Below are 23,990 nucleotides of genomic sequence, written 5' to 3'. Positions count from 1 at the left end.
ATCCTTTACTCTCCCAAAGACCATGAAAGGTCTATATTGGAACTAGCAGGGGATACTCTTACATACCCTTGCATCTCTTGGTGCAAAGCAGAGCAGAAATCCGTACAATAGAATGGCCATACACCAGGTTGCTTGGGTTCCCAAACAAAAGTCTCTGTCTGACCGGGCATAATCAATAACTCAGAGGTATTTGCCCCTATCATACTAACACCGTGTGGCACGTCATAATCCTGCTCCAGATTTGTGACGTGGAAATACACTTTATCTCCTACCTTAACTCCTTCAATATTGTCTGGGTTAAAGTGGCTACGGATCATGGACATATATATATGTACCTCATTTCCGTCGCGTTCCACACGTACATCGGCATCAGATGTAATGCCATATTTATGTTTGTTGTCTTGAAGATCAAAGATCTTTTTAGAACGTTCTTTTATAATATCTGCGCTTATACCTGCAGCATAGTGTGGTTCACCAACGGTTGGGAAATCTAAAAGAAGCTCCATTTTTTCACCAGAGATATCATACAATTGTGCTGACTGTGTAACCTCTGGTCCTGTTGGCAAATATCTATCCTTGGTAATCTTGTTCATGGCTACCACATATTTTCCATAAGGTTTTCTTGAGTTACCTCCAGGAATCATCAAGTGTCCAACGGAATAATAACAAGGCTGTCTGTCGACTACTTCCCAAGTTCCAAGCTTCCATTTTACCACCTCAGAGGAGATAAAGAATGTGGTATAAGCATTACCCTTGCCATCAAACTCAGTGTGCAGGGGCCCAAGACCTGGTTGGCTCACTGTTCCGGCCAGTACATCCTCGAATTTCAAGATTGGAATGCCGTATGCATCACCATCAAACTTTTCGCCTTCTATGGCATCCATCATTTTGGTAAATGAGTGAACAGTTAAATCTGCGGATAGTTTTCCGTTTCCTACGATATACTCCCCAGTTGGGTCAACATCACATCCGTGAGGGGATTTTGGAGTAGGCAATAGGTAAACAGCTCCTGGAACCTCGCTCGGGTTCACCACCAAAACCTCTTCTTTCATTGTTGAGGTTCCTGTGTGCGTAGCATCATCGTAAACGTTATGGGCATATCTTGCGGGCATCATAGTACCTCCTCCATTGTTTACATACTCCTCAATTTTCTTCCAGTTTACCGCTGCGATGAAATCCTTGTCATTTTGAGAAGCATTCACTTCAAGAAGTGTACTGGCCTCTTCGGTATTGTATGTAGTGAAGAAGAACCATCCGTGGGATTCACCTCTACCTGGGTGAGATAGGTCATAATCAAATCCAGGCATGATCAGCTGGAATTTTATATCCATTCCGCCATCTTCCGGATCTACACTGATAAAGGTTAAAGCACCTTTGAAGTTACCTTTATATTCACTGATTGGCATATCGCGTTGTGGAACTGGTACTGAGAATCGGGTACCGGCTACAACATACTCTGTATTCTCGGTAACGAATGCAGAACTGTGGTTACCTGCACTGTTAGGGATTTCAATAATCTCTGTGGTTTCAAAAACACTTAGGTCGATTTTTGCGATCCTAGGAGTATTGTTACCATTGATGAACACCCAACGTCCATCAAGCTCACCATTGGTTTGGGAAATATCTGGGTGGTGAGAATCATCCCATGGTATAAACCCGTGGGAAGTGTTCAACATAGGTTTGGTCTCTTCGTTATATCCCCATGCTTTTTCTGCATCTTGGGAAAATACCGGTATTACTTTGAAAAGTCTACCGGATGGAAGACCGTAAACAGATAATTGTCCGCTGAAACCTCCTGAAATGAACGCATAGTACTCATCATGTTCTCCAGGGGCCACATATACTCTTTCCGCGGCATTTGAGGTAAGTGCCCCATTGTTCCCTTGATTTTGGTCTTTACAGTTCACCAGAAAAAGAGATAGCCCCAGCATTAAGAGCATCGGATTTTTGATTATTTTCTTCATAGTTTTTATGTTATTAGTTGTTCTTTACTGATTTATTCTGATGGTGGGAGCATCACTTTGTCCACAACATGAACAATTCCATTACCTGCCGGAACACTGGCCAAGATTTTGGCCCCGCCCACAAATACATCATCGCCTTTTACTTCTACCAAAACATCTTGATTGTTTGCCTGTCCCAACTTTTGAAACTTCTTCAAGAAATCTTTGGTGTATCTACCAGGAGTAACATGGTATTTTAAAATATTGGCCAGGTCACCTTTATTTTCTGGCTTCAGTAGATTTTCTACGGTTCCTTCTGGTAAGGCTGCGAATGCGGCATTGGTAGGAGCAAAAACCATTAATGGTCCTGCATTTACTAGGGCATTCTCAAGTTCAGCGGCTTGCACTGCGGCTACAAGTGTACTGTGGTCTTCTGAACCAATGGCAATATCCAAAACATTAGGTGTGGCCTCATCATCCTTTAAAAAGGCCTGACCTTGCTTTTTGGTGGATTGTTCGGTTTCCACTTTATTGGAAGTGGTGGACGTTTCTGTCTTGGCTTCGTTCTTACAGCTCCAGATAAGACCGGCTGCAAGAAACGAACCAAGAACTAATTTAATCTTGGTGGTTGTTTTCATTAGCTAAACGTTACAATGTTCTAAAATATTCAAGCACGGCTCTAGCCTCTTCTTCTGTAAGGCTCTGATTGGCCATGGGAGATCCGTTGAATTCCACTAGCAATTCTTTAGCAAGAGGGTCTTCCTTCACCATTACCTCGGGATTCAAAATCATGTTCATGATCCATTCCGGAGTACGTCTTTCCAATATACCGTCTGGTGCAGGACCCACGAATTTTTTACCAATTCTATGGCAGGCAAGACACATCTTGTCATAGACTTCCTTGCCTTTGTCGGCCATGGCTTGGTCAATCTGGGCATCCAGGGTAATGGTTTTAATAGGACCTACTCCCTTAGTGGTAAGATCTACCCTTTCTGAAGCTTTAGTCACATTAGCAACAGGAGCCTCCTCCTTTTTCTGCTCAGTCTTTTGCCTTTTTACGCTAAATCCATCCTCTTCCTTTTTTTCAGTTTTTCCTCCACAGGCTGCGATGAGCATAGCCATTAGCACAGTACTAATTAAATTATTGATTTTCATGGGCTTCCTTTTTTGTTAATTCCCCAAAAATAGATAGGTGGAATTATTGAAAACATGATTTAAATCATATTTAAGACAAAAACATCTTTTTATCATTATATTTCGAAAAAACACATACATAGAATGCTTTCAAATTCTGCAAAATATGCCCTAAAAGCAGTGCTTTATCTGTCCTTAAACTCCAATGAAGAAGAGAAACTTATGACTAAGGACATCAGTGAAAAAATCAATGTCCCAAAATCGTACCTGGCAAAAATTTTACAGGATTTGTCGAGACATGGGGTCATCGCATCCTCCAAAGGGCCAAAAGGAGGGTTTTATCTTCATGACAACAATAAAAAAATATCCTTGATTGATATTATTGAGGTAATCGACGGTAAGCAACGCTTGAGTTCTTGCATACTTGGTTTCCATGAATGCGATAGTGAAAATCCTTGCGTGCTACACGATATTATGGGCGGTGCAAATAATCAATTTGTTAAAAGTTTGGAGGAAACCACTCTTGAAGATCTTATTGCTGATTTAAGCGAGGGCAGTTCTGTTTTCCCTGTTGATTGAATCTATTCAACATTGATATTAATCAAAGATTCTTGAATAAAACCTAGCCCAAAACTTTAGGCGTTGTCAATATTGTAGTAACCTCCCCTATTGTTCTTTCGGGATAGGGATTGGCCAATTATCAAATGGGCCACATTCACCATATTTCTAAGTTCACAAAGTGAAGTGTTAATCTTTGATTCTTTGTACAAACCTTCCACCTCCTTGTATATGGTATCAAGTTTTATGATTGCCTTGGTCAAACGACTATTGCTTCGAACAATGCCCACATAATCCCGCATCAGTGCCTGTAATTCCTTTAGGTTATGTTGAATGAGCACATGTTCTTTGGGAATACTGGTTCCTTTATCGTTCCAAGCCGGCAAATCGGAATGGTCAAACAATAGAGATTTGTCCGACAGATGTTTAAATATGTTATGTGCATAGACCAATGCTTCCAACAAAGAATTGGATGCCAGCCTATTTGCGCCATGTAATCCAGTCCTTGAGCATTCTCCACATGCATATAGGTTGTCAATGGTAGTTTTCCCATTTTCATCCACAACAATTCCACCACACAAATAATGGGCCGCGGGCACTACCGGTATCCAATCTTTTGCAATATCGATATGCATACCCCTACATTTTTCATAAATATTGGGAAAATGCTCTTTGAATGCTGTAATGTCCAAATGTGTACAATCCAAGTATACATGGGCATCTCCAGTCTTTTTTAGTTCGTTGTCAATACATTGCGAAACAATATCCCTGGAAGCCAGCTCAGCCCTATCATCATAATCCGGCATAAAGCGATGCCCTTTTTTGTTTCGCAAATAGGCCCCAAAACCCCTGACTGCCTCTGAAATCAAAAAAGACGAATCTTCGTTGGAATCATATAGTGCCGTAGGATGGAATTGTACAAATTCCATGTCCTTAACACGCGCTTTGGCCCTATAAGCCATTGCAATGCCATCTCCAGTAGCAATATTGGGATTTGTAGTATGTCCATAGACCCTGCCAATGCCCCCTGTGGCCAACAGAGTGTATTTTGCCTTTATGGTTAAAATCTCTCCGGTTCTTTCATTGAGCACATAAGCCCCATAACATGACAGTTTTCCGGAGTCCTTTTGTGTTAAGTGGTGCTCCGTAATCAGGTCTATGGCAAAATGATACGGTAGCAACTCCACATTTTTAAGTTGATGCGCCCTTTGTAGAAGCGCCCGTTCCACTTCATAGCCCGTAATATCTTTATGGTGCACCACTCTATGTTCAGAATGTCCGCCTTCGCGGCCTAAATTAAAGTTCCCTTGGGCATCCAAATCAAAATTCACACCCCAATCCAGAAGCTCTCGGAACCGCTTAGGTCCTTCTTTGATGACCATTTGCACAACAGATTCATCGCAAAGTCCATCCCCAGCAATCAAAGTGTCCTGAATATGTTTTTGAAATGAATCCTCAATATTATCTAGCACTACGGCCACCCCTCCTTGTGCGTATTTAGTGTTGGACTCTCCTTCATCGCTCTTGGTCACGATGGTAACGGTCCTGTCTGGAAACTTTTCTGCTATTTTGACTGCAAAAGTCAACCCGGCCACACCGGACCCAATGGATAAGTAATCGGTTTTTATCATTCTATTTTGATAGTTCGAGCATCCGTTCTATGGGAATAAGGGCTTTTTCCCGGATATGACGCTCCACCTCAACACTTGGATTCTCGTTCAACAAGCAATCATAAAGCTTTTGCAATGTGTTCCTTTTCATAAAGGCACATTCACTGCAAGCACAGGTGTTATCTTCAATTGCCGGTGCGGGAATAAGCTTGGCCGAAGGGACCTCCTTTTGCATCTGGTGCAATATCCCGGCCTCTGTGGCAACAATGAACTTGTCTCCTTGATATTTCTTTACAAATGCTATCATTTCTGAAGTTGAGCCAATAAAAGTGGCGCTCTTCAAAATGTGTTCTTCTGATTCTGGATGGGCGATAATCTTGGCATCTGGATGCTCGTTGTGCACTTCCAATAACTTCTCAATTGAAAATGCTTCGTGGACAACACAGCTTCCATCCCACAATACCATTTCCCTACCGGTTTTTTGCATAATATACCTCCCTAAATTTTTATCAGGAGCAAAAATTATAGGACGCTCTTTTGGGATGGATTCCACTACTTTAATGGCATTGGAAGATGTACACACGATATCGGTCAAGGCTTTCACCTCTGCACTACAATTTACATAGGTGACTACAGTATGGCCAGGGCGGGACTCAATAAATTTTTTGAAATTTCTGGGCGGACAAGATTCTGCAAGGGAACACCCTGCTTCTAGGTCCGGTAGCAGCACTTTTTTTGATGGATTCAGGATTTTTGCAGTTTCTGCCATAAAATGCACTCCGGCAAACACGATGATATCGGCCTCGGTCTCTGCCGCTTTTTGCGATAATCCTAAGCTGTCCCCGATATAATCCGCTACTTCCTGAATTTCGGGAACCTGGTAATAATGTGCCAGAATCACCGCATTCTTTTTTTCCTTTAGGTCTTTAATTTTACTTTTCAAATCCATCATGCCACTAGTCCTGCTTGGCGCGAAATTAAAATGGGGCCTTATAAAAAAGCATGATTTAAATCATATGGAATATGGATTAACACACCTTTAGAACTTAATATCAAAGCTCAAAAAAACTGTTTATCAATCCATTGCAGATTCCAATGCATGACTTAAATGGTAAGCGGTATGAAAGACGAGCTTGGCCCGTTTCTCCAAAATACCATAATCTATCTTTTCAGGGGTATCTGATGGAAGATGGTAGTCATCATGTAGTCCTCCAAAATAGAACAGCACCGGAATTTCTTTCTTTGCAAAGCTCCACTGATCCGAAAGTTTAATGTAATTCTCAGGATATATCCCATCTTGGTTGAAATCCAAATCCAAACCTATATATTGGTCGTTTACAATTTTCGCCAACCTTTTCAAATCATCCGAGAGCTTGTCCTCCCCCAATAGATATACATAATTGCCGTAGTCATCGTACTCTGGAGCTATTCGTCCAATCATATCCATATTTAGATTTGCCACTATGTTGATATCTGGAAAGGTCAAATTGTTAACGAAATGGTCCGATCCAAACAAGCCTTGTTCTTCTGCTGTAAATGCTGCGAAAATTATCGATTTTTTTGGAGGAAATCTTGAGTTTTTTGCCACAACAAAAGACTCCGCAATGTCCAACAATGCTGCTACTCCAGAAGCATTGTCGTCAGCCCCTTGGAATATTGCACCATTAATCTCCCCTTCATGATCATAATGTGCGGATATTACAACATACTCGTGCTTTTGCTCTGATCCTTCCAAAAGACCAATAACATTTTGGGTTTTCAAAACTTGTTCTTTTCGCTTTATAAAGTATTTAATGTTAGTAGCATATCGTTTATTGGGGTCTTGAATGCCGAACTTTTTTAAATCCTCAATAGGGAAATCAAATACGATGGAAGCCACATCAGAATTGATTACCATGATTCCTGGCGATGTAATTTCATCTGACTTTTTTAGATGGGTTTTGCGATTTAATTCTGATGAAAAGTTTTTCCGAAATTCTTTCAACGATTCATCAACAATAACAACGACCAATTGATTACTGAATCTTTGTGATATTGAGCTTATGGAAGAATGGCCGTCTTCAGGATATACCAAAACTACTTTGTTAAGCACATCTCTCTCCCATGGAAGCCCACTTTCAAGATCAACATAATGGATTCTGGCATCTTTTTCTTCACTCATATTGTGCTCTCCGATATACAGAAAGTCTTTTTCGTGAATAAGGTCTGTTGATGAAATTGTTAAGGAGACAAAATCCGGTGCAGATTGCACTAAACTGAATTCTTGATAATAGGTATCTGATGTTTCAAACGAACTAAGCCCCAATTTCTTAAACTCGTCACTAATGTATTGCGCAGCCTTGAATTGGCCAATTTCCCCGGTTTTTCTTCCCTTTAGCTCTTTTGAGGCCAGATAACTGACCATTTCCTTTAGCTCCTCACCATCAATACCCTCAGAAAACTTTAGTTGACCAGATGCCTTGCATCCCAATAAAAGGATAAGAATTAGGCAAACAAAAACCACGCTTCCCTTATTCATGATAGACCTTTTTTGCCCTTAAAACATCTCGTTCTTCCACTTTGTTAGCATTGAACAAGAGGCTTATTATCCTATTGGTTTTTCTACTTCTTGTAAAATGAACTTTGAGAAATGGATTGTTTTCCACAAAAAACTTATCGGGATATTGCGCCACCAAGGTCAGCTTTTCCAAAACTGTATACCTTTCCCCGTTTTCTTCAACATCCTCTTTAGGAAGTATGATGGCCAGTCTCCCATTTTGAGCATTGACCTCAATTCTCAAATTGTTTGAGTCATTGATACTATACTCCCCAATATAATCATCCAATTTGTCCTCGGACAGCTTCATCACTTTAAGCACTTCCACCGTCTTTTTTTCCTCTTGGCTGAAGCCTATGGCTATAGTAAAAAACATAACGGAAAGCAAAAACGCCTTTGTAATTTGATATTCTTTTGACATGATTCGTTTTTTTGATTTGTTCCGTAAACATCTTGTGTTCTTCAAGCAAAATCAAAGAGGTGTTATGAATAAATCAATTATGGTTGCATAAGCATGATAACTGTGATTTGAGCTAAAATTGCAAGAATTGGTTGTTTACGGCCCATAATGGGGCGAACATTTAAAAAAAGGATTGTAAATATTCATTAAGTTTATTTTTAATCTATGAGAAAAGCTCCTCTCAATTTGTACATAGAACCTATTGCCCATATTATTTTCTGGTTAGGGCTGTTTGTTCTGTTGCAGAACTCTGATAGCTCCATGAAGGTTGTGGAACAATATGGTAGTGGCAACAAACGTCAAATTGATGCACATCACTGGTTGGTGTACCTAATGAGTGCAATGATTTTTTATTTTAATATTTTAGTGCTCTATCCACTTTTCTTCAAGCAAAGAAAATACCTTCACTATGTCCTAGGCCTGATAGCCGCTTTTATGGTTATCGCGATTGTTGAGTATTATTATTTTAGACCAGGGATCATGGTCATTGAATTACTTTTTAAGCAATACACCACAATCAATTTTGTCTTTCTACTTTTCTCAGTGGTTTATGTTTTTGCAAAAGATTTCATTCTGACCGAAAGCAAGCAAAAAAAAATTATTCAGGAGCAAACGGTAAACGAATTGATCTTTTTAAAATCTCAGCTTAATCCCCACTTTCTATTCAATACCATCAATAACATCTATTCCGTTGCCCAAAAGAATCAAGATCCTGAGGTTGCCAAATACCTTGCCGACCTAACCAAAGTTTTAAGATATTCTCTCTATGAGTCAAATCAACCCATGGTGTCATTGGAGAAAGAGCTGTTTTTTCTGAAAAGTTATATAAATATGAGCATGCTTAAATTTGATTCAAACGTGTTGAAAATAGATTATGAGATGGTAGGTGAGACATCAAACTTTAAAATTGCCCCTTTGATATTGATCCCAATAGTTGAAAATGCCTTCAAGCACAACTCAATGAATCACGAAGACCCTTTTATCAAAATCAAAATCGATATTGATGATAAAAACTGTTTGAAACTAGTGGTAGAAAATTCTTGCTATCCTCAAAATCAGGAAACACAACTCAAAAAAATAGGTGGTATAGGAATTAAGAACTTAAAAAGAAGACTAGAATTACTCTATCACAAAAAACATGAGTTTTCAATTGAAAGAAGTGAGAGGTCCTTTAAATCAACATTAAAACTGGAACTTAATGAATGACCCTATAAATGTTATTGTTATCGATGATGAATTTAGAGCAGTTGAGCTGCTGAAAGATTACTGTAAACGCACTTCATTCATCAATTTTTGTGAGGGATTCACCAATCCTGTTGAGGCCATTGATTATATAAACACAAACAGTATCGATTTGGTTTTTACCGATATCAACATGAGTGAACTATCTGGTATTTCCGTGGCAAAGATGTTTGATAATATGAAGTTCGTTTTTACCACCGCTTACTCGGAATTTGCCGTTGAAGGTTTTGACATGGACGTCGTGGACTATTTATTGAAGCCCATTGAATACGAACGATTTTTAAAAGCCTGCGTAAAAGCAAAGAAAAAAATTCAGCAAGGGAACGTTGTAAAAGAGCAAGTAGAGCTAATCAATTCACCCAGTTCAATAAAAATAAAAAGCGAAAATGCCATATACTTGATTCCCACTCAAGATATTCTGTATCTAGAAAAATTGGGCAACAATATGTTGTTTATGACCAAAGAGCAACAGATTTCATCTAGAATCAATATGAAAGATGCCTTTACTTATTTAGACCCAACCAAATTTTGTAGAGTACATCAGTCATTCATTGTATCGTTGGAAAAAATAGTCAAGGTTGAACACAATCACATACATATTGACAAGTACAAGATCCCCATTGGAAGGAGATATAAAAAGGATTTTTTCGAGCGGATTTAGGCCACTTTGTAAAAGTCTTTCCTTGAACATAATTTGAGTTAACATAGACCATAAATCATAGACATAAATAATGAAGAAATGAGAAAATACTTTGTAGCGTTGCTAACTATTTTAATCTGTGCCCTCTCCCATGCCCAAGGAACGGTGGAAGCCGAATTTGATACTATTTACAATTATGCTTTTGAAGCATTAAAAGGAACGCACAGTAAAAAAATATTGATAGATGAATCGCACAATACCATCTATTCCCTTCCCTATGGAAAAGATACTGCCCGTGAAATGCTCCGTATTATGGAAGAGGATGGTTTTACAGTTGAGTTCACTGGTCAGAAACTGGATTCAACAAACCTGAATAAAAATAAACCTGACATTTTAGTTATTCATGGCATGCCCAATGATAAAATTGAACTAACCGGGACTGGAAAAAAGGAAGTTATGTACAAATCACCATTGCATAATGAAGAGGTTACGGACATAACAAAATATGTGTATAACGGAGGTAGCCTGTTTTTGTTCTTGAGCCACTTCCCTGGAGGAAGTGGGGCGTTACCCTTGTTGGAAGCTTTTAGTATTAAGTTTAGGGACGGCTACGCTTATCATCCCAATTTCCCTGGACACAAATGTGGTTTATGCAGTCACTTCATAATGACCAAAAAGAATGATTTGATCAATACGAATCACCCTGTGCTGACCTCAAGACTTTCCGAAAAAACTCTTCCTGAGACCGTTAAATTCCTGTGTGGTGCGGCCATATTTAGAAACCCAGAAGATAATATCCTTTCCTTTCCAAAGAATACAATCAATTTCTCACCAACGAGTGATAGGAGCATGGATATTGAAGAAGGCTCAGATGCTTACGCGGGAATGATAGGGTTTAATTTCGGTGCTGGAAGGGTAATAGTCTGCACTGACCAAGGTATTTTTAGAAGTTTGAATCTACTTATTGATGGTGAGAAAATTCCAGTAACTATTCATGACCCCGAATGTGATAATGCAGGGCTATTTTTGAACTCCATTAGATGGCTATCCAAGCTACAGGAATAAGCAATCAGACATTGTGTCCTACTATGCCTTGGAATCCCTCAGTTTCATGCATTAATTATTTTGAAAGCACTTCCTTCCATCAAACAGGAGGGTTTTAAAATGAAAAAAGCTTCCAATAAATTGGAAGCTTTTTACCTCTGTGGGCGCGAAGGGATTCGAACCCCTGACCCCCTGGGTGTAAACCAGGTGCTCTGAACCAACTGAGCTACGCGCCCGAAAACGGAGTGCAAATATAACATCATTTTTTACATACAAAAAGGAATATGAACAAAAAAGTTATATGATTTCTGCAACCACAAATGTACTTCCTCCAACAAAAATCAAATCATTGCCGCTAGCATTGTGCAGCGCATCCTTAAATCCCTTGTTCACCGATTTGTAACCAGAACCTTTTAAATGAAGCAAAGAAGCCATTTCCAATATTTTCTCCACCTCCATACCCCTAGGCACATTTGGTTTCACAAAATAGTATTGCGCATCTTTTGGAAAAAGGTCGAGCAAATTTTCAATTTCTTTGTCATTTACAAATCCCAATACCAAATGAAGCTTTTCATATTTCTGATTTTTGAGCTGTTGCAACACCCAATACAATCCTTCCTTATTGTGCGCAGTGTCACAAATTACCGTCGGTTTACTTTGTAAAATCTGCCATCTGCCCAAAATACCCGTGTTGGATACCACATTTTTCAATCCTTTTTTTATGTGCTTTTCCGTTACTTCAAATTCTTGGAGCTGTCTTAAGCAGGCAACAACTCCTCTAATATTTTGCTTTTGATAATCCCCGAGCAAATCTGATGGATAATCGGCAATCTCCAATTCATCGGAAAAAACAATATTTGACCGTCTTTGGCGCGCGATAAGGGTGAATATAAGTTCTGTTTCTCGCTGCCTCTCACTGATTACCAGAGGGACATTTCGTTTTATGATTCCTGCCTTTTCCATGGCAATCTTCTCAATAGAATCCCCTAGAATATGGGTGTGGTCCAATCCAATATTGGTGATAAGACTAACTTCCGGCATAATAATATTGGTTGAATCCAATCTGCCTCCCAGACCCACTTCAATTATGGCAATATCAATATTTTCCTTAGCAAAATAGTCAAACGCCATCCCAACGGTCATTTCAAAAAAGGATAGTTTATGATATTCCAAAAATGGTCTGTGTTGCGCTATAAACTCGATTACAAATTTCTTGGGAACAGGCTTTCCATTGATTTTGATTCGCTCCCTAAAATCTTTTAAATGTGGAGAAGTATAGAGTCCTACCTTGAAACCGGCCTCCTGAAGTATGGAAGCCAACATATGACTACTGGAACCTTTTCCATTTGTTCCTGCAACATGTATACTTTTGAATTTCTTTTCAGGATTTCCAAGGATTTCGGTAAAGTTGACAATATTATCCAACTTATTCTTGTAAGCAACCTCCCCTTTCTGTTGGTACATGGGAAGTTGAGCAAACATCCATTCCAGGGTTTCGTTGTAGGTCACTATTGTCCTAATTTAAAGTTGACCACCACAAAGCCAATCTGTTGAGACGGGGCATTGGAATCTAGGTTCCATTTATGAAGAAGTGCTGTTTTCCTTGCAGGCTCCAAAAGACATTGAGCTGTATTTGTACTTCCTTTTACACCAGGCTCAGCTTTTATTACGCGACCATTTCTATCGACTGTGATTCGCACCCAAACAACTCCTTCTTCATTACATTCTTGCTGTACTTTTCCTTTGCTCACCAAAGATCTGCCTCTCAGTCCATAACCTGAACCACCATCTCCCACTCCAGGCGCTCCATAATATGTTGGGGCATAGGGATTCCCATCTGGTTGCCCTTTATCACCTGGTTTATTGTCATCCCCTTCGCTTCCAGTTGCGGTTCCATCAGATTTACCAATTCCTCCAATTAGTGCGTCCAAGCTTTTTTTCTTGGCTTCCTGCTCCTGTCTTTTTTGTTCTTCAGCCGCTTTTTTCTCCCGCTCAATACGTTCAGCTTCGGCTTTCGCCTTTTTGGCAGCCTCATCCGCCTTGCGTTTGGCCTCTTGTTGTTGTTTGATTTTTATGCTTTCTTCCGTTTCACTCGTCAAAACCTTTTCAACTGGCTCCTCCTTAACAGTTTCTTCTTGTGTTTCTTGTGGCTGAACCTGCTCAACGGGTTGACTTTCTACCTCTTTGGGCTCCGAACGGATTTTTTCCTTTGGCTGCACTTCGCCACTTCCATAATCCATGGTTCCAAAATTGACAGCTATGCCATTTTCAATGGGCGGATCTAGGTAAGTGAGCCCAATATAAAAAAGCAATAAAAGGAGTGCGCTTAAAATTAGTGTGGTAAGCGTGAATGATTTTTTCTTGTGTCTCGTATCTAAAAACGACATTATTTAGGTCGCACAGCCAAGATTACCTTGTAACTGTTCCTATTGGCAATGTCCATTACGTTTACGGCCTCTTTAATGGCCACGTTTTCCTCTGCCCTAAGAATTATGGTAGGTTTGTCCTGACCTTCAAGCACTTTTTTTAATTCAATTTCAACGTATTCTTTACTTATCTGTTCACTGTTCACAAAATATTCCAGATCCTTGTTAATGGTAACCGAAACATTTTGTGTGTTGGTGGATTTGCCCTTTGCCTTTGGCAAAAGTAAATCCAACGCATTGGGCGCATTAGATGTTAGCATGAAAAATACCAATAACAGAAAAACAATATCTGTCATGGAAGACATACTGAACTCCGGGCTGATTTTATTTCTTCCTTTAAGCTTCATGCCCGTGGCTTAAATGGGTTCATTTAAAAGATCCAAGAACTCAACGGCATTTGCTTCCATTTTGTGCACTACTTTGTCTGTTCTGTTTACAAGGTGATTATATCCAATGTAAGCTATAATACCTACAACCAATCCTGCAACAGTAGTGGTCATAGCCGTATAGATACCTGAGGCCAAGGAGCCCATCTCCGCCTGTCCTCCACTACTTGCCATTTCATGAAAAGCCAAAATCATACCAATTACGGTACCCAAGAAACCAATCATTGGCGCAGCACCTGCCACTGTAGCGAGTACACTCACATTTTTCTCGAGTTTATATACTTCCAAGGTACCGGCATTTTCAATTGCCGTATTTATATCATCAAGCGGTTTTCCTATCCGAGAAACTCCTTTCTCCGTCAATCTAGCTACTGGAGAATCAGTTTGGGCACACAGAATTTTTGCCGCCTCCAACTTTCCATTCATCACATGATCACGAATCTGGTTCATGAAGTTTTTGTCAATTTTGGAAGCAGCCTTTATGGCAAAGATTCGCTCAAAGTAAATGTAGAGCGCTACAAAAAGAAGTACAAAAAGTACCATGATTATGATGATACTTCCAGTACCACCATTAACAATCAAATCAATCACAGAAAGGGTTTTTTCTTCCGAAATGGATGCACCAATCTCGGTCCCTTCCTCTAAATCTTGAAAAGTAATCATATAAAATCCCCAATTTAAGTTGCAATAATAACGGAGATTTTTGAGCTAAAGTATTTTTTAGAATAAATATCTCATGGCCATGTAACATATAGCTCCAGCTATGAAACCAATGAAAGCTAGCCATCCTATCTTTTTGAGATACCAAAAGAAGTCGATTTTTTCCATTCCCATGGCCACAACTCCAGCTGCAGAACCAATAATCAGCATACTACCTCCTGTTCCAGCGGAGTAGGCAATAAAATGCCAAAGCTGATCATCCATAGGTTCTGAAAACATTCCCAAACTTGCAGCTACCAAAGGAACATTATCAATTACCGCCGATCCAATACCCAACAAGAGCACCACCAAATCTGATATTTGTGTGCCTGCCATTTCTGTTCCCAACAATGGCATTCCCTGTTTTAGGCCTTCAGCAAAATTGAAAAGCATACCTAGAGATTCCAAAGCGGCGACCGCCATCAATATTCCCAAGAAAAAGAGGATACTGGGAAGCTCTATTTTGGTCAATGCGCTATGCAAAGGGCTATGGTGACCTGTGGTATCGTGACCCTCACCGCCAACACTGGAAATACTGAATTTTGCACTGCTATATATCTCGGCAAAGGTGGCCACAACAGCTAGTGATAACATCATTCCCACATAAGGTGGCAAATGGGTAATAGTTTTAAAAATAGGAACGAAGACAATAGCACTCAACCCTAAATACAACATGGTAGGACCAAACTTTGATTTTGAAGGAGGTGTTTCTTCTTGCTCAATAGTTCCTTTGAAAGCTGGAAGAAAAGTGGCTATGAATGTTGGTATCAACATACAAACCAAAGAAGGAATAAGCAAATGCTCTATGAGCATTGCAGTCGATACTTTTCTACCAATCCACAACATGGTGGTGGTAACATCCCCAATGGGTGACCAGGCGCCTCCTGCATTTGCCGCTATGATGATAAGTCCCGCATACCATATTCTTACATTCCTTTCCTTAACTATCTTTTGAAGAATTGAAATTAAGACTATCGTTGCCGTAAGGTTATCAATGATTGCTGACAAGATAAACGCCAAAAATGCAAAAATCCATAGAATCCGTTTCTTGCTTTTGGTCTTTACAAAGGTTTTGATTGTAGCAAACCCATCAAAATAGTCTATGATCTCTACAATGGTCATGGCTCCCAAAAGGAATACCAGGATTTCAGAGGTCTTCCCTAAGTGATGGAGCAAGGTCTCCTCCAAAATATGCATCTTCTCCTCATGGCCAAAAGCAGCAAAGTTTTCCATTAAGGCATGTTTACCAGAGTCAAACCAAGTTGTGAAGGTATCAATGCCAAATGCCATCAAAGCCCACAAAACCGCCATCATGGCCAAAGCCGGAATAAGCTTGTCAATTTTAAGGTTGTGCTCTAAAGTTATGGCTAGGTATCCTACGACAAAAATGACAATGAGAAGGGTTTCCATGAAAAGTTTGGTTTAGTTAGGTAAACAATTTTAAACGACGCGTTCAATAGTGCTTAAAGATATTCAAAATGAATTTTTCAGCATAATCTAATCCAAATAATATCGGTATGGCCAACAGCTCCAACTCTAAAATATCTTTCAATATTTTTAAATCATTCTCATTCAAGGCTAGTTTTTTATGAAAAATTCCCATCTTACCGCTATATTTGTATTCCATTTTTAACTTTTTCACAATTTTATGGAGTTTACACTTTCTGAAGAGCAACTGATGATTCAACAAGCTGCTCGGGATTTTGCCGAAACCGAATTGTTGCCCGAAGTCATTGAAAGAGATGATGCGCAACGTTTTCCCAAAGAACAGGTTAAAAAAATGGGAGAGCTGGGTTTCTTGGGAATGATGGTGGACACAAAATATGGTGGCAGCGGAATGGATACCCTCTCCTATGTTTTGGTAATGGAAGAATTGTCCAAAATTGATGCTTCCGCTTCCGTAATAGTTTCAGTAAACAACTCTTTGGTATGTTGGGGATTGGAAACTTATGGCACAGAAGAGCAAAAACAAAAATACCTCACACGTTTAGCCTCTGGTGAAATTATAGGTGCCTTCTGTCTTTCAGAGCCAGAAGCAGGAAGTGATGCAACTTCGCAAAAAACTACCGCACTGGACAAAGGTGACCATTATGTACTCAACGGAACCAAAAACTGGATTACCAATGGAGGCACAGCAGAAGTATACCTTGTTATAGCGCAAACCCATTTGGATAAGGGCCACAAAGGAATAAATGCCTTTATTGTGGAAAAGGGCATGGAAGGCTTTGAAATAGGGCCAAAAGAGAACAAATTGGGAATTCGTGGTAGTGACACTCATTCTCTTATGTTCAACGATGTAAAGGTGCCTAAAGAGAATAGAATCGGTGAAGATGGATTTGGTTTCAAGTTTGCAATGAAAACACTAGCCGGTGGAAGAATCGGTATTGCCGCTCAAGCACTGGGCATAGCAGCAGGAGCTTACGAACTGGCCAAAAAATATTCCAAAGAGCGTAAAGCTTTTGGTACAGAAATCAAAAACCATCAAGCCATTGCATTCAAATTGGCCGATATGCACACCAAAATAGCTGCGGCTAGGCATTTGGTATACAAGGCTGCTTGGGATAAGGATAATGACAACAACTATGACCTTTCTGGAGCAATGGCAAAACTATATGCATCCGAAGTTGCCATGGAAACTGCCGTTGAAGCGGTTCAAGTTCATGGAGGAAATGGATTTGTAAAAGACTACCACGTGGAACGCTTGATGAGAGATGCCAAGATTACCCAAATCTATGAGGGTACTTCAGAAATTCAAAAGATTGTGATTTCAAGAAGCATTCTTCGAGATTAAAAAGGCTTTTATAAATACCCCTGATAATTTAGGGGGCTCCATCCAGAATTTAAGAAATAAATCAAAATACCCTATAAACAAATAGGGTATTTTATCTTTTTATATCTCTTTTGCTCCCGGTATATCCAATATTTATAGGGTTACCCATATTAGGTACAGCCTTTTTACCATAATCCCAATTTACTGTTATTCAATTTTGGCATTTGAACATTTTTTAACGTTTTTATATAAACGTTGATGAATTGTGTGATATTTCTAAAATTACTTATCATTTATATAGTTCTAATGATATATTTGAGCAAATATCGCAATGATGAAATTGGAAAGACAAGGGCTTTATTTACCAGAATTTGAACATGATAACTGTGGTGCGGGATTCATTTGCAGCCTTAAAGGCAGGAAATCCAACGATATAATACATAAGGCACTTGAAATTCTAGATAAACTAGAGCACAGAGGTGCGGTAAGTGCGGATGGAAAAACCGGGGATGGCGCAGGAATTTTGATTGATATTCCCCACGATTTCTTTCAGGAAGTATGCCAGTTTCAACTGCCTAAGCCTGGAGATTACGCAGTAGGCAACGTTTTTCTGCCCCAAAAAGAAAACCAACGAGAGTTTTGCATTACAACTTTTGAAAAAAATCTTGAGGAGCAAGGTCTGCAGCTTTTGGGCTGGAGAGATGTTCCTGTAAATCGTTCGGTTCCAGGAAGAATAGCAAAAGAGACCGAACCATTTGTAAAACAGGTTTTTGTTGGAAAAGGCAATGCGCTGGACAGCTTTCAGTTCAACCTGAAGCTTTTTATAGCCAGAAAAATTACCGAACACACCATTATTAATAGCAAACTGTCGCAGTTGCAATTTTTTTATCTGCCCAGCCTATCCACCAAGATTATTATTTTCAAAGGGCTTTTAGTTCCCAATGATATAAGTAAATATTACGAGGATTTATTGGACCCAAGGGTTGTGACCAGATTGGCTCTGGTTCATCAACGTTTTTCCACCAACACCTTTCCTACGTGGGATTTGGCCCAACCTTTCCGATATATGTGCCACAATGGGGAAATTAATACCCTACGGGGAAATGTTTCCAGAATGCGATCTAGGGAAGAGCTCATGGAAAGTGAATGGTTCGGTGAGGATATCAAAAAAATACTACCTATAGTATTGCCCGGAAAATCAGATTCCGCCAGTATGGACATGGTTGTAGAGCTCTTGCTGATGACAGGCAGGTCTTTGCCAGAGGTAATGATGATGTTGGTACCCGAAGCTTGGGAGAAAAACCCAGACATGTCACCAACCAAAAGGGCATTTTATGAATACAATTCCTGTTTAATGGAACCTTGGGATGGCCCGGCCTCTATTCCGTTTACTGATGGAAATTATATTGGAGCCGTTCTGGATCGAAACGGATTACGTCCATCCCGCTACTCGGTAACCAAAAAAGGGTATGTGATCATGTCGTCAGAAACAGGAGTGGTGGATTTACAACCTGAAGATATTGAATTCCATGGGCGACTGGAACCTGGGAAAATGTTCTTGGTGAACATGGAAGAAGGACGTATTGTAAATGATGAAGAAATTAAGGAGTCCATTGCCAAAAAACATCCCTACCAAAAATGGCTGAAGAAAAACCTAGTTCACCTTAAGGACATACCCTATAACGATTGCCCTGTATTTTACGGTGAGTTCCCACTGGAAACCAGAACCGCGGCATTTGGCTATACCCTGGAAGACATCAACACTATAGTACTTCCCATGGCCAAAAACGGAAAAGAACCCATTGGGTCCATGGGCTCGGACACACCAATAGCCGTTTTGTCAGAGCGACCACAATTGATTTACAATTACTTCAAACAGCTATTTGCGCAGGTAACCAACCCTCCGCTAGATGGTATTCGGGAGGAATTGATTACCGACATAAGCCTTACTCTTGGCAGCGACCATAATATCTTTGATTATTCTGAGCTTCATTGTAGAAAGCTTAAAATTCAAAACCCCGTAATTTCTAAGGAAGACCTGGACAAAATCAAAAACTATGATGCCAGTCCAGATTATAAGGTTGTCTCCATTTCTATCCTGTACGAGATCTCAAAAGGACACAACGGACTGGAGGAAGCTTTGGATTCCATCTTGGAACAAGCTTCCAATGCCATAGACCAAGGCGCCAATATCATCATTCTGTCTGACCGAATGATAAGTACTGAAATGGCCCCAATTCCCGCGCTGCTAGCATGTTCCTATGTAAATAGTGGCTTACGAAAGATGGGGAAACGCTCCAAGTTAAGCATCATTGTAGAATCGGCTGAACCCAGAGAGGTCCACCATTTTGCTCTCCTTTTCGGGTTTGGGGCGAGCGCCATCAACCCTTATTTGGTCAATGAGATTATTGGACAACAAATAGAAGAAAACGATATTACAGAATACACTTTTGAAGAAGCCATTAAAAACTACAACAAAGCCATTGGCAAAGGCATCTTAAAAGTGATGAACAAAATTGGGATTTCAACACTGAATTCTTACAGAGGATCCCAATTGTTCGAGTGCATTGGTATCAATACCAAAGTAGTAGACAATTATTTTCCCAATACACCAACAAGAATTCAAGGCATTGGTTTGTATGAAATTGAAAAGGAAATTGCCAAACGACATGGGAAAGCATTTAAAAAACAGGAGTTAGCAGCCAATTTAGAGCTAGAAATTGGCGGAGAGTACCGTTGGAGAAGGGATGGTGAGAAGCACATGTTCAATCCATTAAGCATCGCCAAACTTCAAAAAGCGGTACGCAATAACGAGCCGAAGACCTATAAGGAGTATTCCGAGTTGGTCAATGAGCAATCGAAAAATCTGATGACCATCCGGGGACTGTTCGAGTTTTCCAACTATGATCCCATACCGATTGAGGAGGTGGAACCCTGGACGGAAATTGTAAAACGGTTTAAGACCGGAGCAATGTCCTACGGAAGTATCAGTAAAGAGGCACATGAAAACTTAGCGATTGCAATGAACCGAATTGGCGGAAAGAGCAATTCGGGTGAGGGAGGTGAGGATTCGGCTCGTTTCTATAAAAATCAATCTGGTGACTGGAAAAATAGTGCCATCAAACAAGTGGCATCGGGAAGATTTGGGGTAACCTCCAACTATTTGACCAATGCCCAAGAGATACAGATAAAAATGGCCCAAGGTGCCAAACCAGGAGAAGGAGGGCAACTTCCGGGACCTAAAGTCAACCCTGCTATTGCCAAAACAAGGAATTCCACTCCTTATGTGGGGTTAATTTCCCCTCCTCCGCATCACGACATTTATTCCATTGAAGATCTTTCCCAATTGATTTATGATTTGAAATCGGCCAATAGGGAAGCACGAATCAATGTAAAGTTAGTATCCGAAGTTGGTGTAGGAACCGTTGCCGCTGGTGTAGCAAAAGCGAAGGCAGATGTAATCCTAATTTCAGGTTTTGATGGCGGCACAGGAGCTTCTCCCCTCACTTCCTTAAAGCATGCCGGACTCCCATGGGAATTGGGAATAGCTGAAGCACAACAGACTCTGGTTCTGAACGATTTGCGAAACAGGATTGTTTTGGAATGTGATGGACAACTAAAGACCGGAAGAGATGTAGCAATAGCATGCCTCTTGGGAGCAGAAGAATTTGGTTTTGCAACCGCTCCCCTGGTGGCTTCAGGTTGTGTAATGATGCGTGTATGCCATTTGAACACCTGTCCTGTAGGGATTGCCACACAAAACCCTGAACTGCGTAAAAAGTTCAAGGGAAAACCCGAGCACGTAGTCAACTATATGTATTTCATTGCTCAAGAATTAAGAGAAATCATGGCTAAGCTTGGTTTCCGAACAGTTAATGAAATGGTAGGTCAAGTTCAAAAATTGGATAGAAAAAAGGCCATAGAGCATTACAAAGCTTCAGGAATAGATTTAAGTCCCATTTTATATCAGGTGGATGTTCCTGAAGACACTGCATTTTTCAACACTGAAAGTCAGGAGCATTTTGTAAATGAATCCATAGAATTTGATATTATAGCGAAAGCCCATCCGGCTTTGTTCAGAAAGGAAAAAACCTCTTTGGACTTTCCAATCCACAACACTGACCGTGCAGTAGGTGCTATTATCAGCAATGAAATCTCAAAAATTTATGGTGAAGAAGGACTGCCGGAAAATACTTTGAAGCTCAATTTTACCGGAGCGGCAGGCCAAAGTTTTGGAGCATTTGCCACCAAGGGACTAACCATGATAGTCAATGGGAACACCAATGATTATCTGGGCAAAGGACTCTCCGGAGCCAAATTGGTTGTAAAAGTGCCCTATCAGTCCACTCTACAACCAGAAAAAAACATCATCACAGGCAATGTAACCCTTTATGGCGCCACCTCAGGAGAGGTCTACATCAACGGAAAGGCGGGAGAGCGTTTCTGTGTAAGGAATTCAGGAGCTACAGCAGTGGTCGAGGGTATAGGCGACCATGGTTGTGAGTATATGACAGGTGGTATAGCGGTTATCTTAGGGTCTGTGGGAAGGAACTTCGGTGCGGGCATGAGCGGAGGTATCGCTTATGTATACGACGTAGATAAATCATTCAAGAAAAATTGTAATGGGGAGGCGTTGAATCTTCTTTCTGTGGAAGAAGATAAGGACATTCAAGAGCTAAAAAACCTTATTGAAAACCACTATAATTCAACTTTGAGCCCAATAGCCCAACATATATTGGAAAATTGGGAAGAAAGCTTACCAAATTTCATCAAGGTATTCCCTGAGGAATATAGACAAGCCTTAATTCGATTGGAAAAAGAAAAATTACAAACCTTATAATCTGAGCTATGGGAAAGACAACCGGATTTATGGAATTTGACAGAAAGGTGGAGACCTATGCCCCTGTTAAGGAACGTATCAAAAATTATAAGGAGTTTACCATTCCCTTAAAGGAAGACGAACTAAAAAAACAAGGAGCTCGCTGCATGGATTGCGGTATTCCATTCTGCCATAGCGGCTGTCCTTTGGGAAACCTTATTCCCGATTTCAATGATGCCGTATATCAAGGCAAGTGGGAAAAAGCAGCGAAAATTTTACATTCCACAAATAATTTCCCTGAATTTACAGGAAGATTATGCCCTGCTCCATGTGAAGAAGCCTGCGTACTGGGTATTAATGAAGACCCGGTATCCATAGAGAATATTGAAAAAAGTATAGTGGAAACTGCTTTTGACAAGGGCTGGATAAAAGCAGAGCCTCCTCAAAAAAGAACTGGCAAAAAAGTAGCCGTAATTGGGTCCGGTCCAGCTGGACTTGCCACGGCCCAACAGCTGAATCGCGCTGGTCACTCCGTCACCGTATTCGAAAGAGATGAAAAAATAGGGGGTCTGCTTCGATATGGTATTCCTGATTTCAAAATGGAAAAACATATCATAGACCGGAGACTAAAAATAATGGAGGCCGAAGGAATTACCTTCAAAACCGGAATACATGTGGGAAAAGATATAAGTGCTACCACGCTCAAGCAAGATTTTGATGCCCTGGTCCTTTGTGGAGGAGCAACCGTCCGAAGAGAACTTCCAATTCCTGGCTCTGATTTAAACGGAGTGGTTCAAGCAATGGATTTTCTTCCGCAGAATAATCGTAGAGTAGATGGAGTTCCATTTAAAGGCAAAGAAATCTTGGCAAATGGAAAACACATTATTGTGATCGGGGGCGGGGATACTGGTTCAGATTGTATCGGAACATCTATTAGGCAAGGCGCAAACTCAGTAACCAACTTTGAAATTATGCCAATGGCCACTACTGAGCGCCCAGAAGGTCAGCCCTGGCCTTTTTGGCCAATGCGGCTCAGAACCAGCACTTCACATGCTGAAGGGGCAGAAAGGTTTTTCAGTATATCTACCAAGAAGTTTTTGGATGATGGAAAAGGAAACTTACAAGGATTGGTCACTGTAGAGGTTGAATGGCAAAAAAAACCTGGAAAGCGGCCTGTACTAAAGGAAATTGAAGGAACGGAGAAAGAATGGAAGTGCGATTTGGCACTACTTGCCCTTGGTTTTACAGGTTCCGAGACCTCGATATCGGAACAGTTGGGGCTAGAAATGGACACTCGCACAAACATAAAAGCCTCTGTGAAGGATTATAAAACCAATATTCCAGGCGTGTTTGTTGCAGGAGATCAAAGAAGAGGGCAATCTTTGATTGTATGGGCCATCTCAGAAGGAAGACAAGCTGCCCATCATGTTGACGCCTATTTAATGGGAAAATCTGAACTTCCTTTAAAAGGAAATGGAGACTTGCCAAGAGTATAACCAATAAATTTCCAACCAACCAATATAGAAGACTCCCTTAAATTACTTTTAGGGGAGTTCTTCATTTTATGATGTATCTTCTTTGATTTTAAAAATAGGGAAGTATTCTAACAAAAAAACCCTTCTCAGCTATTGCTAAGAAGGGTCAAGGAAGGCGGCGACCTACTCTCCCACCTGGTGTGGCAGTACCATCGGCGCAAACGGGCTTAACTTCCCTGTTCGGAATG

General features: G+C 40.4%; 20 protein-coding genes, 1 tRNA gene and 1 rRNA gene. 7 read left to right on the top strand and 15 right to left on the bottom strand.

Annotated features, from left to right (window positions below):
* Positions 1-5: 5 nt before the first annotated feature.
* The 3 genes from nosZ to DX873_RS00090 are packed head-to-tail and all read right to left on the bottom strand — an operon-like array spanning position 6 to position 3,098.
* Positions 6-1,964, bottom strand: a complete 1,959-nt coding sequence (nosZ, locus tag DX873_RS00100; RefSeq protein WP_116182509.1) for a Sec-dependent nitrous-oxide reductase — start codon at positions 1,962-1,964, stop codon at positions 6-8.
* Between the two features lie 32 nt (positions 1,965-1,996).
* A complete protein-coding gene (locus DX873_RS00095; RefSeq protein WP_116182508.1) occupies positions 1,997-2,581 on the bottom strand; it encodes a fasciclin domain-containing protein in 585 nt (194 codons plus the stop codon).
* 10 nt (positions 2,582-2,591) lie between these two features.
* On the bottom strand, positions 2,592-3,098 hold the full coding sequence (locus DX873_RS00090; RefSeq protein ID WP_116182507.1) for a c-type cytochrome: 507 nt from the start codon (positions 3,096-3,098) through the stop codon (positions 2,592-2,594).
* A gap of 123 nt (positions 3,099-3,221) precedes the next feature.
* Between DX873_RS00090 and DX873_RS00085 the strand changes: the two genes are divergently transcribed.
* Complete coding sequence (locus DX873_RS00085) at positions 3,222-3,656, top strand: RrF2 family transcriptional regulator (RefSeq protein ID WP_116182506.1); 435 nt, start codon at positions 3,222-3,224, stop codon at positions 3,654-3,656.
* Positions 3,657-3,712: 56 nt separating this feature from the next.
* Here the strand turns inward: DX873_RS00085 and nadB are convergent, their stop codons facing one another.
* From nadB to DX873_RS00065, 4 genes are all read right to left on the bottom strand, one after another.
* The gene (gene nadB / locus DX873_RS00080) at positions 3,713-5,266 is read right to left on the bottom strand and encodes an L-aspartate oxidase (protein ID WP_116182505.1); all 1,554 of its coding nucleotides are present in this window, start codon (positions 5,264-5,266) and stop codon (positions 3,713-3,715) included.
* 1 nt (position 5,267) lies between these two features.
* Positions 5,268-6,194 (bottom strand): quinolinate synthase NadA, encoded by a 927-nt coding sequence (nadA, locus tag DX873_RS00075; RefSeq protein ID WP_116183755.1) that lies wholly within the window; start codon positions 6,192-6,194, stop codon positions 5,268-5,270.
* Positions 6,195-6,320: 126 nt separating this feature from the next.
* A complete protein-coding gene (locus tag DX873_RS00070; RefSeq protein ID WP_116182504.1) occupies positions 6,321-7,763 on the bottom strand; it encodes a M28 family metallopeptidase in 1,443 nt (480 codons plus the stop codon).
* On the bottom strand, positions 7,756-8,202 hold the full coding sequence (locus DX873_RS00065; protein ID WP_116182503.1) for a hypothetical protein: 447 nt from the start codon (positions 8,200-8,202) through the stop codon (positions 7,756-7,758). Before DX873_RS00065 ends, DX873_RS00070 begins: the two co-directional genes overlap by 8 nt.
* Positions 8,203-8,406: 204 nt before the next feature.
* Between DX873_RS00065 and DX873_RS00060 the strand changes: the two genes are divergently transcribed.
* The 3 genes from DX873_RS00060 (at position 8,407) to DX873_RS00050 (ending at position 11,188) form a co-directional block, all read left to right on the top strand.
* A complete protein-coding gene (locus tag DX873_RS00060) occupies positions 8,407-9,447 on the top strand; it encodes a sensor histidine kinase (RefSeq protein WP_116182502.1) in 1,041 nt (346 codons plus the stop codon).
* Complete coding sequence (locus DX873_RS00055) at positions 9,440-10,144, top strand: LytR/AlgR family response regulator transcription factor (RefSeq protein ID WP_116182501.1); 705 nt, start codon at positions 9,440-9,442, stop codon at positions 10,142-10,144. Before DX873_RS00060 ends, DX873_RS00055 begins: the two co-directional genes overlap by 8 nt.
* Positions 10,145-10,222: 78 nt before the next feature.
* On the top strand, positions 10,223-11,188 hold the full coding sequence (locus tag DX873_RS00050) for a hypothetical protein (RefSeq protein ID WP_147296578.1): 966 nt from the start codon (positions 10,223-10,225) through the stop codon (positions 11,186-11,188).
* Between the two features lie 140 nt (positions 11,189-11,328).
* Here DX873_RS00050 and DX873_RS00045 read toward each other — a convergent pair.
* The 7 genes from DX873_RS00045 to DX873_RS18745 all read right to left on the bottom strand — a co-directional run bounded on the left by DX873_RS00045 (position 11,329) and on the right by DX873_RS18745 (position 16,320).
* Positions 11,329-11,403 (bottom strand) — tRNA-Val (locus DX873_RS00045).
* 61 nt (positions 11,404-11,464) lie between these two features.
* Positions 11,465-12,676 (bottom strand): bifunctional folylpolyglutamate synthase/dihydrofolate synthase, encoded by a 1,212-nt coding sequence (locus DX873_RS00040; protein WP_116182499.1) that lies wholly within the window; start codon positions 12,674-12,676, stop codon positions 11,465-11,467.
* Positions 12,676-13,554, bottom strand: coding sequence for an energy transducer TonB (locus DX873_RS00035; protein WP_116182498.1), 879 nt, complete (start codon positions 13,552-13,554; stop codon positions 12,676-12,678). The genes DX873_RS00040 and DX873_RS00035 overlap by 1 nt, the downstream gene beginning before the upstream one ends.
* The gene (locus tag DX873_RS00030; protein WP_116182497.1) at positions 13,554-13,940 is read right to left on the bottom strand and encodes an ExbD/TolR family protein; all 387 of its coding nucleotides are present in this window, start codon (positions 13,938-13,940) and stop codon (positions 13,554-13,556) included. Before DX873_RS00030 ends, DX873_RS00035 begins: the two co-directional genes overlap by 1 nt.
* A 9-nt stretch (positions 13,941-13,949) precedes the next feature.
* The gene (locus DX873_RS00025) at positions 13,950-14,642 is read right to left on the bottom strand and encodes a MotA/TolQ/ExbB proton channel family protein (RefSeq protein WP_116182496.1); all 693 of its coding nucleotides are present in this window, start codon (positions 14,640-14,642) and stop codon (positions 13,950-13,952) included.
* A gap of 57 nt (positions 14,643-14,699) precedes the next feature.
* Positions 14,700-16,088 (bottom strand): sodium:proton antiporter NhaD, encoded by a 1,389-nt coding sequence (gene nhaD, locus DX873_RS00020; RefSeq protein WP_116182495.1) that lies wholly within the window; start codon positions 16,086-16,088, stop codon positions 14,700-14,702.
* 43 nt (positions 16,089-16,131) lie between these two features.
* Complete coding sequence (locus tag DX873_RS18745; RefSeq protein WP_147296577.1) at positions 16,132-16,320, bottom strand: hypothetical protein; 189 nt, start codon at positions 16,318-16,320, stop codon at positions 16,132-16,134.
* A 6-nt stretch (positions 16,321-16,326) separates the two neighbouring features.
* On the opposite strand from DX873_RS18745, the gene DX873_RS00015 reads away from it, so the two are divergent.
* From DX873_RS00015 to DX873_RS00005, 3 genes are all read left to right on the top strand, one after another.
* Positions 16,327-17,469: an acyl-CoA dehydrogenase gene (locus DX873_RS00015; RefSeq protein WP_116182494.1), complete on the top strand. Its 1,143-nt coding sequence runs from the start codon at positions 16,327-16,329 to the stop codon at positions 17,467-17,469.
* 313 nt (positions 17,470-17,782) lie between these two features.
* Positions 17,783-22,288 (top strand): glutamate synthase large subunit, encoded by a 4,506-nt coding sequence (gene gltB / locus DX873_RS00010; protein ID WP_116182493.1) that lies wholly within the window; start codon positions 17,783-17,785, stop codon positions 22,286-22,288.
* A gap of 8 nt (positions 22,289-22,296) precedes the next feature.
* The gene (locus tag DX873_RS00005) at positions 22,297-23,763 is read left to right on the top strand and encodes a glutamate synthase subunit beta (RefSeq protein WP_116182492.1); all 1,467 of its coding nucleotides are present in this window, start codon (positions 22,297-22,299) and stop codon (positions 23,761-23,763) included.
* A 149-nt stretch (positions 23,764-23,912) separates the two neighbouring features.
* Here DX873_RS00005 and rrf read toward each other — a convergent pair.
* Positions 23,913-23,990: ribosomal RNA gene (rrf, locus tag DX873_RS19225) — 5S ribosomal RNA — on the bottom strand; the annotation flags it as partial.

It is taken from the genome of Flagellimonas nanhaiensis (assembly GCF_003382275.1).
GTDB classification, from domain to species: Bacteria; Bacteroidota; Bacteroidia; order Flavobacteriales; family Flavobacteriaceae; genus Flagellimonas; species Flagellimonas nanhaiensis.
The sequence above is the reverse complement of the archived record's forward strand: the minus strand, read 5'-3'. Positions and strand labels throughout refer to the sequence as shown.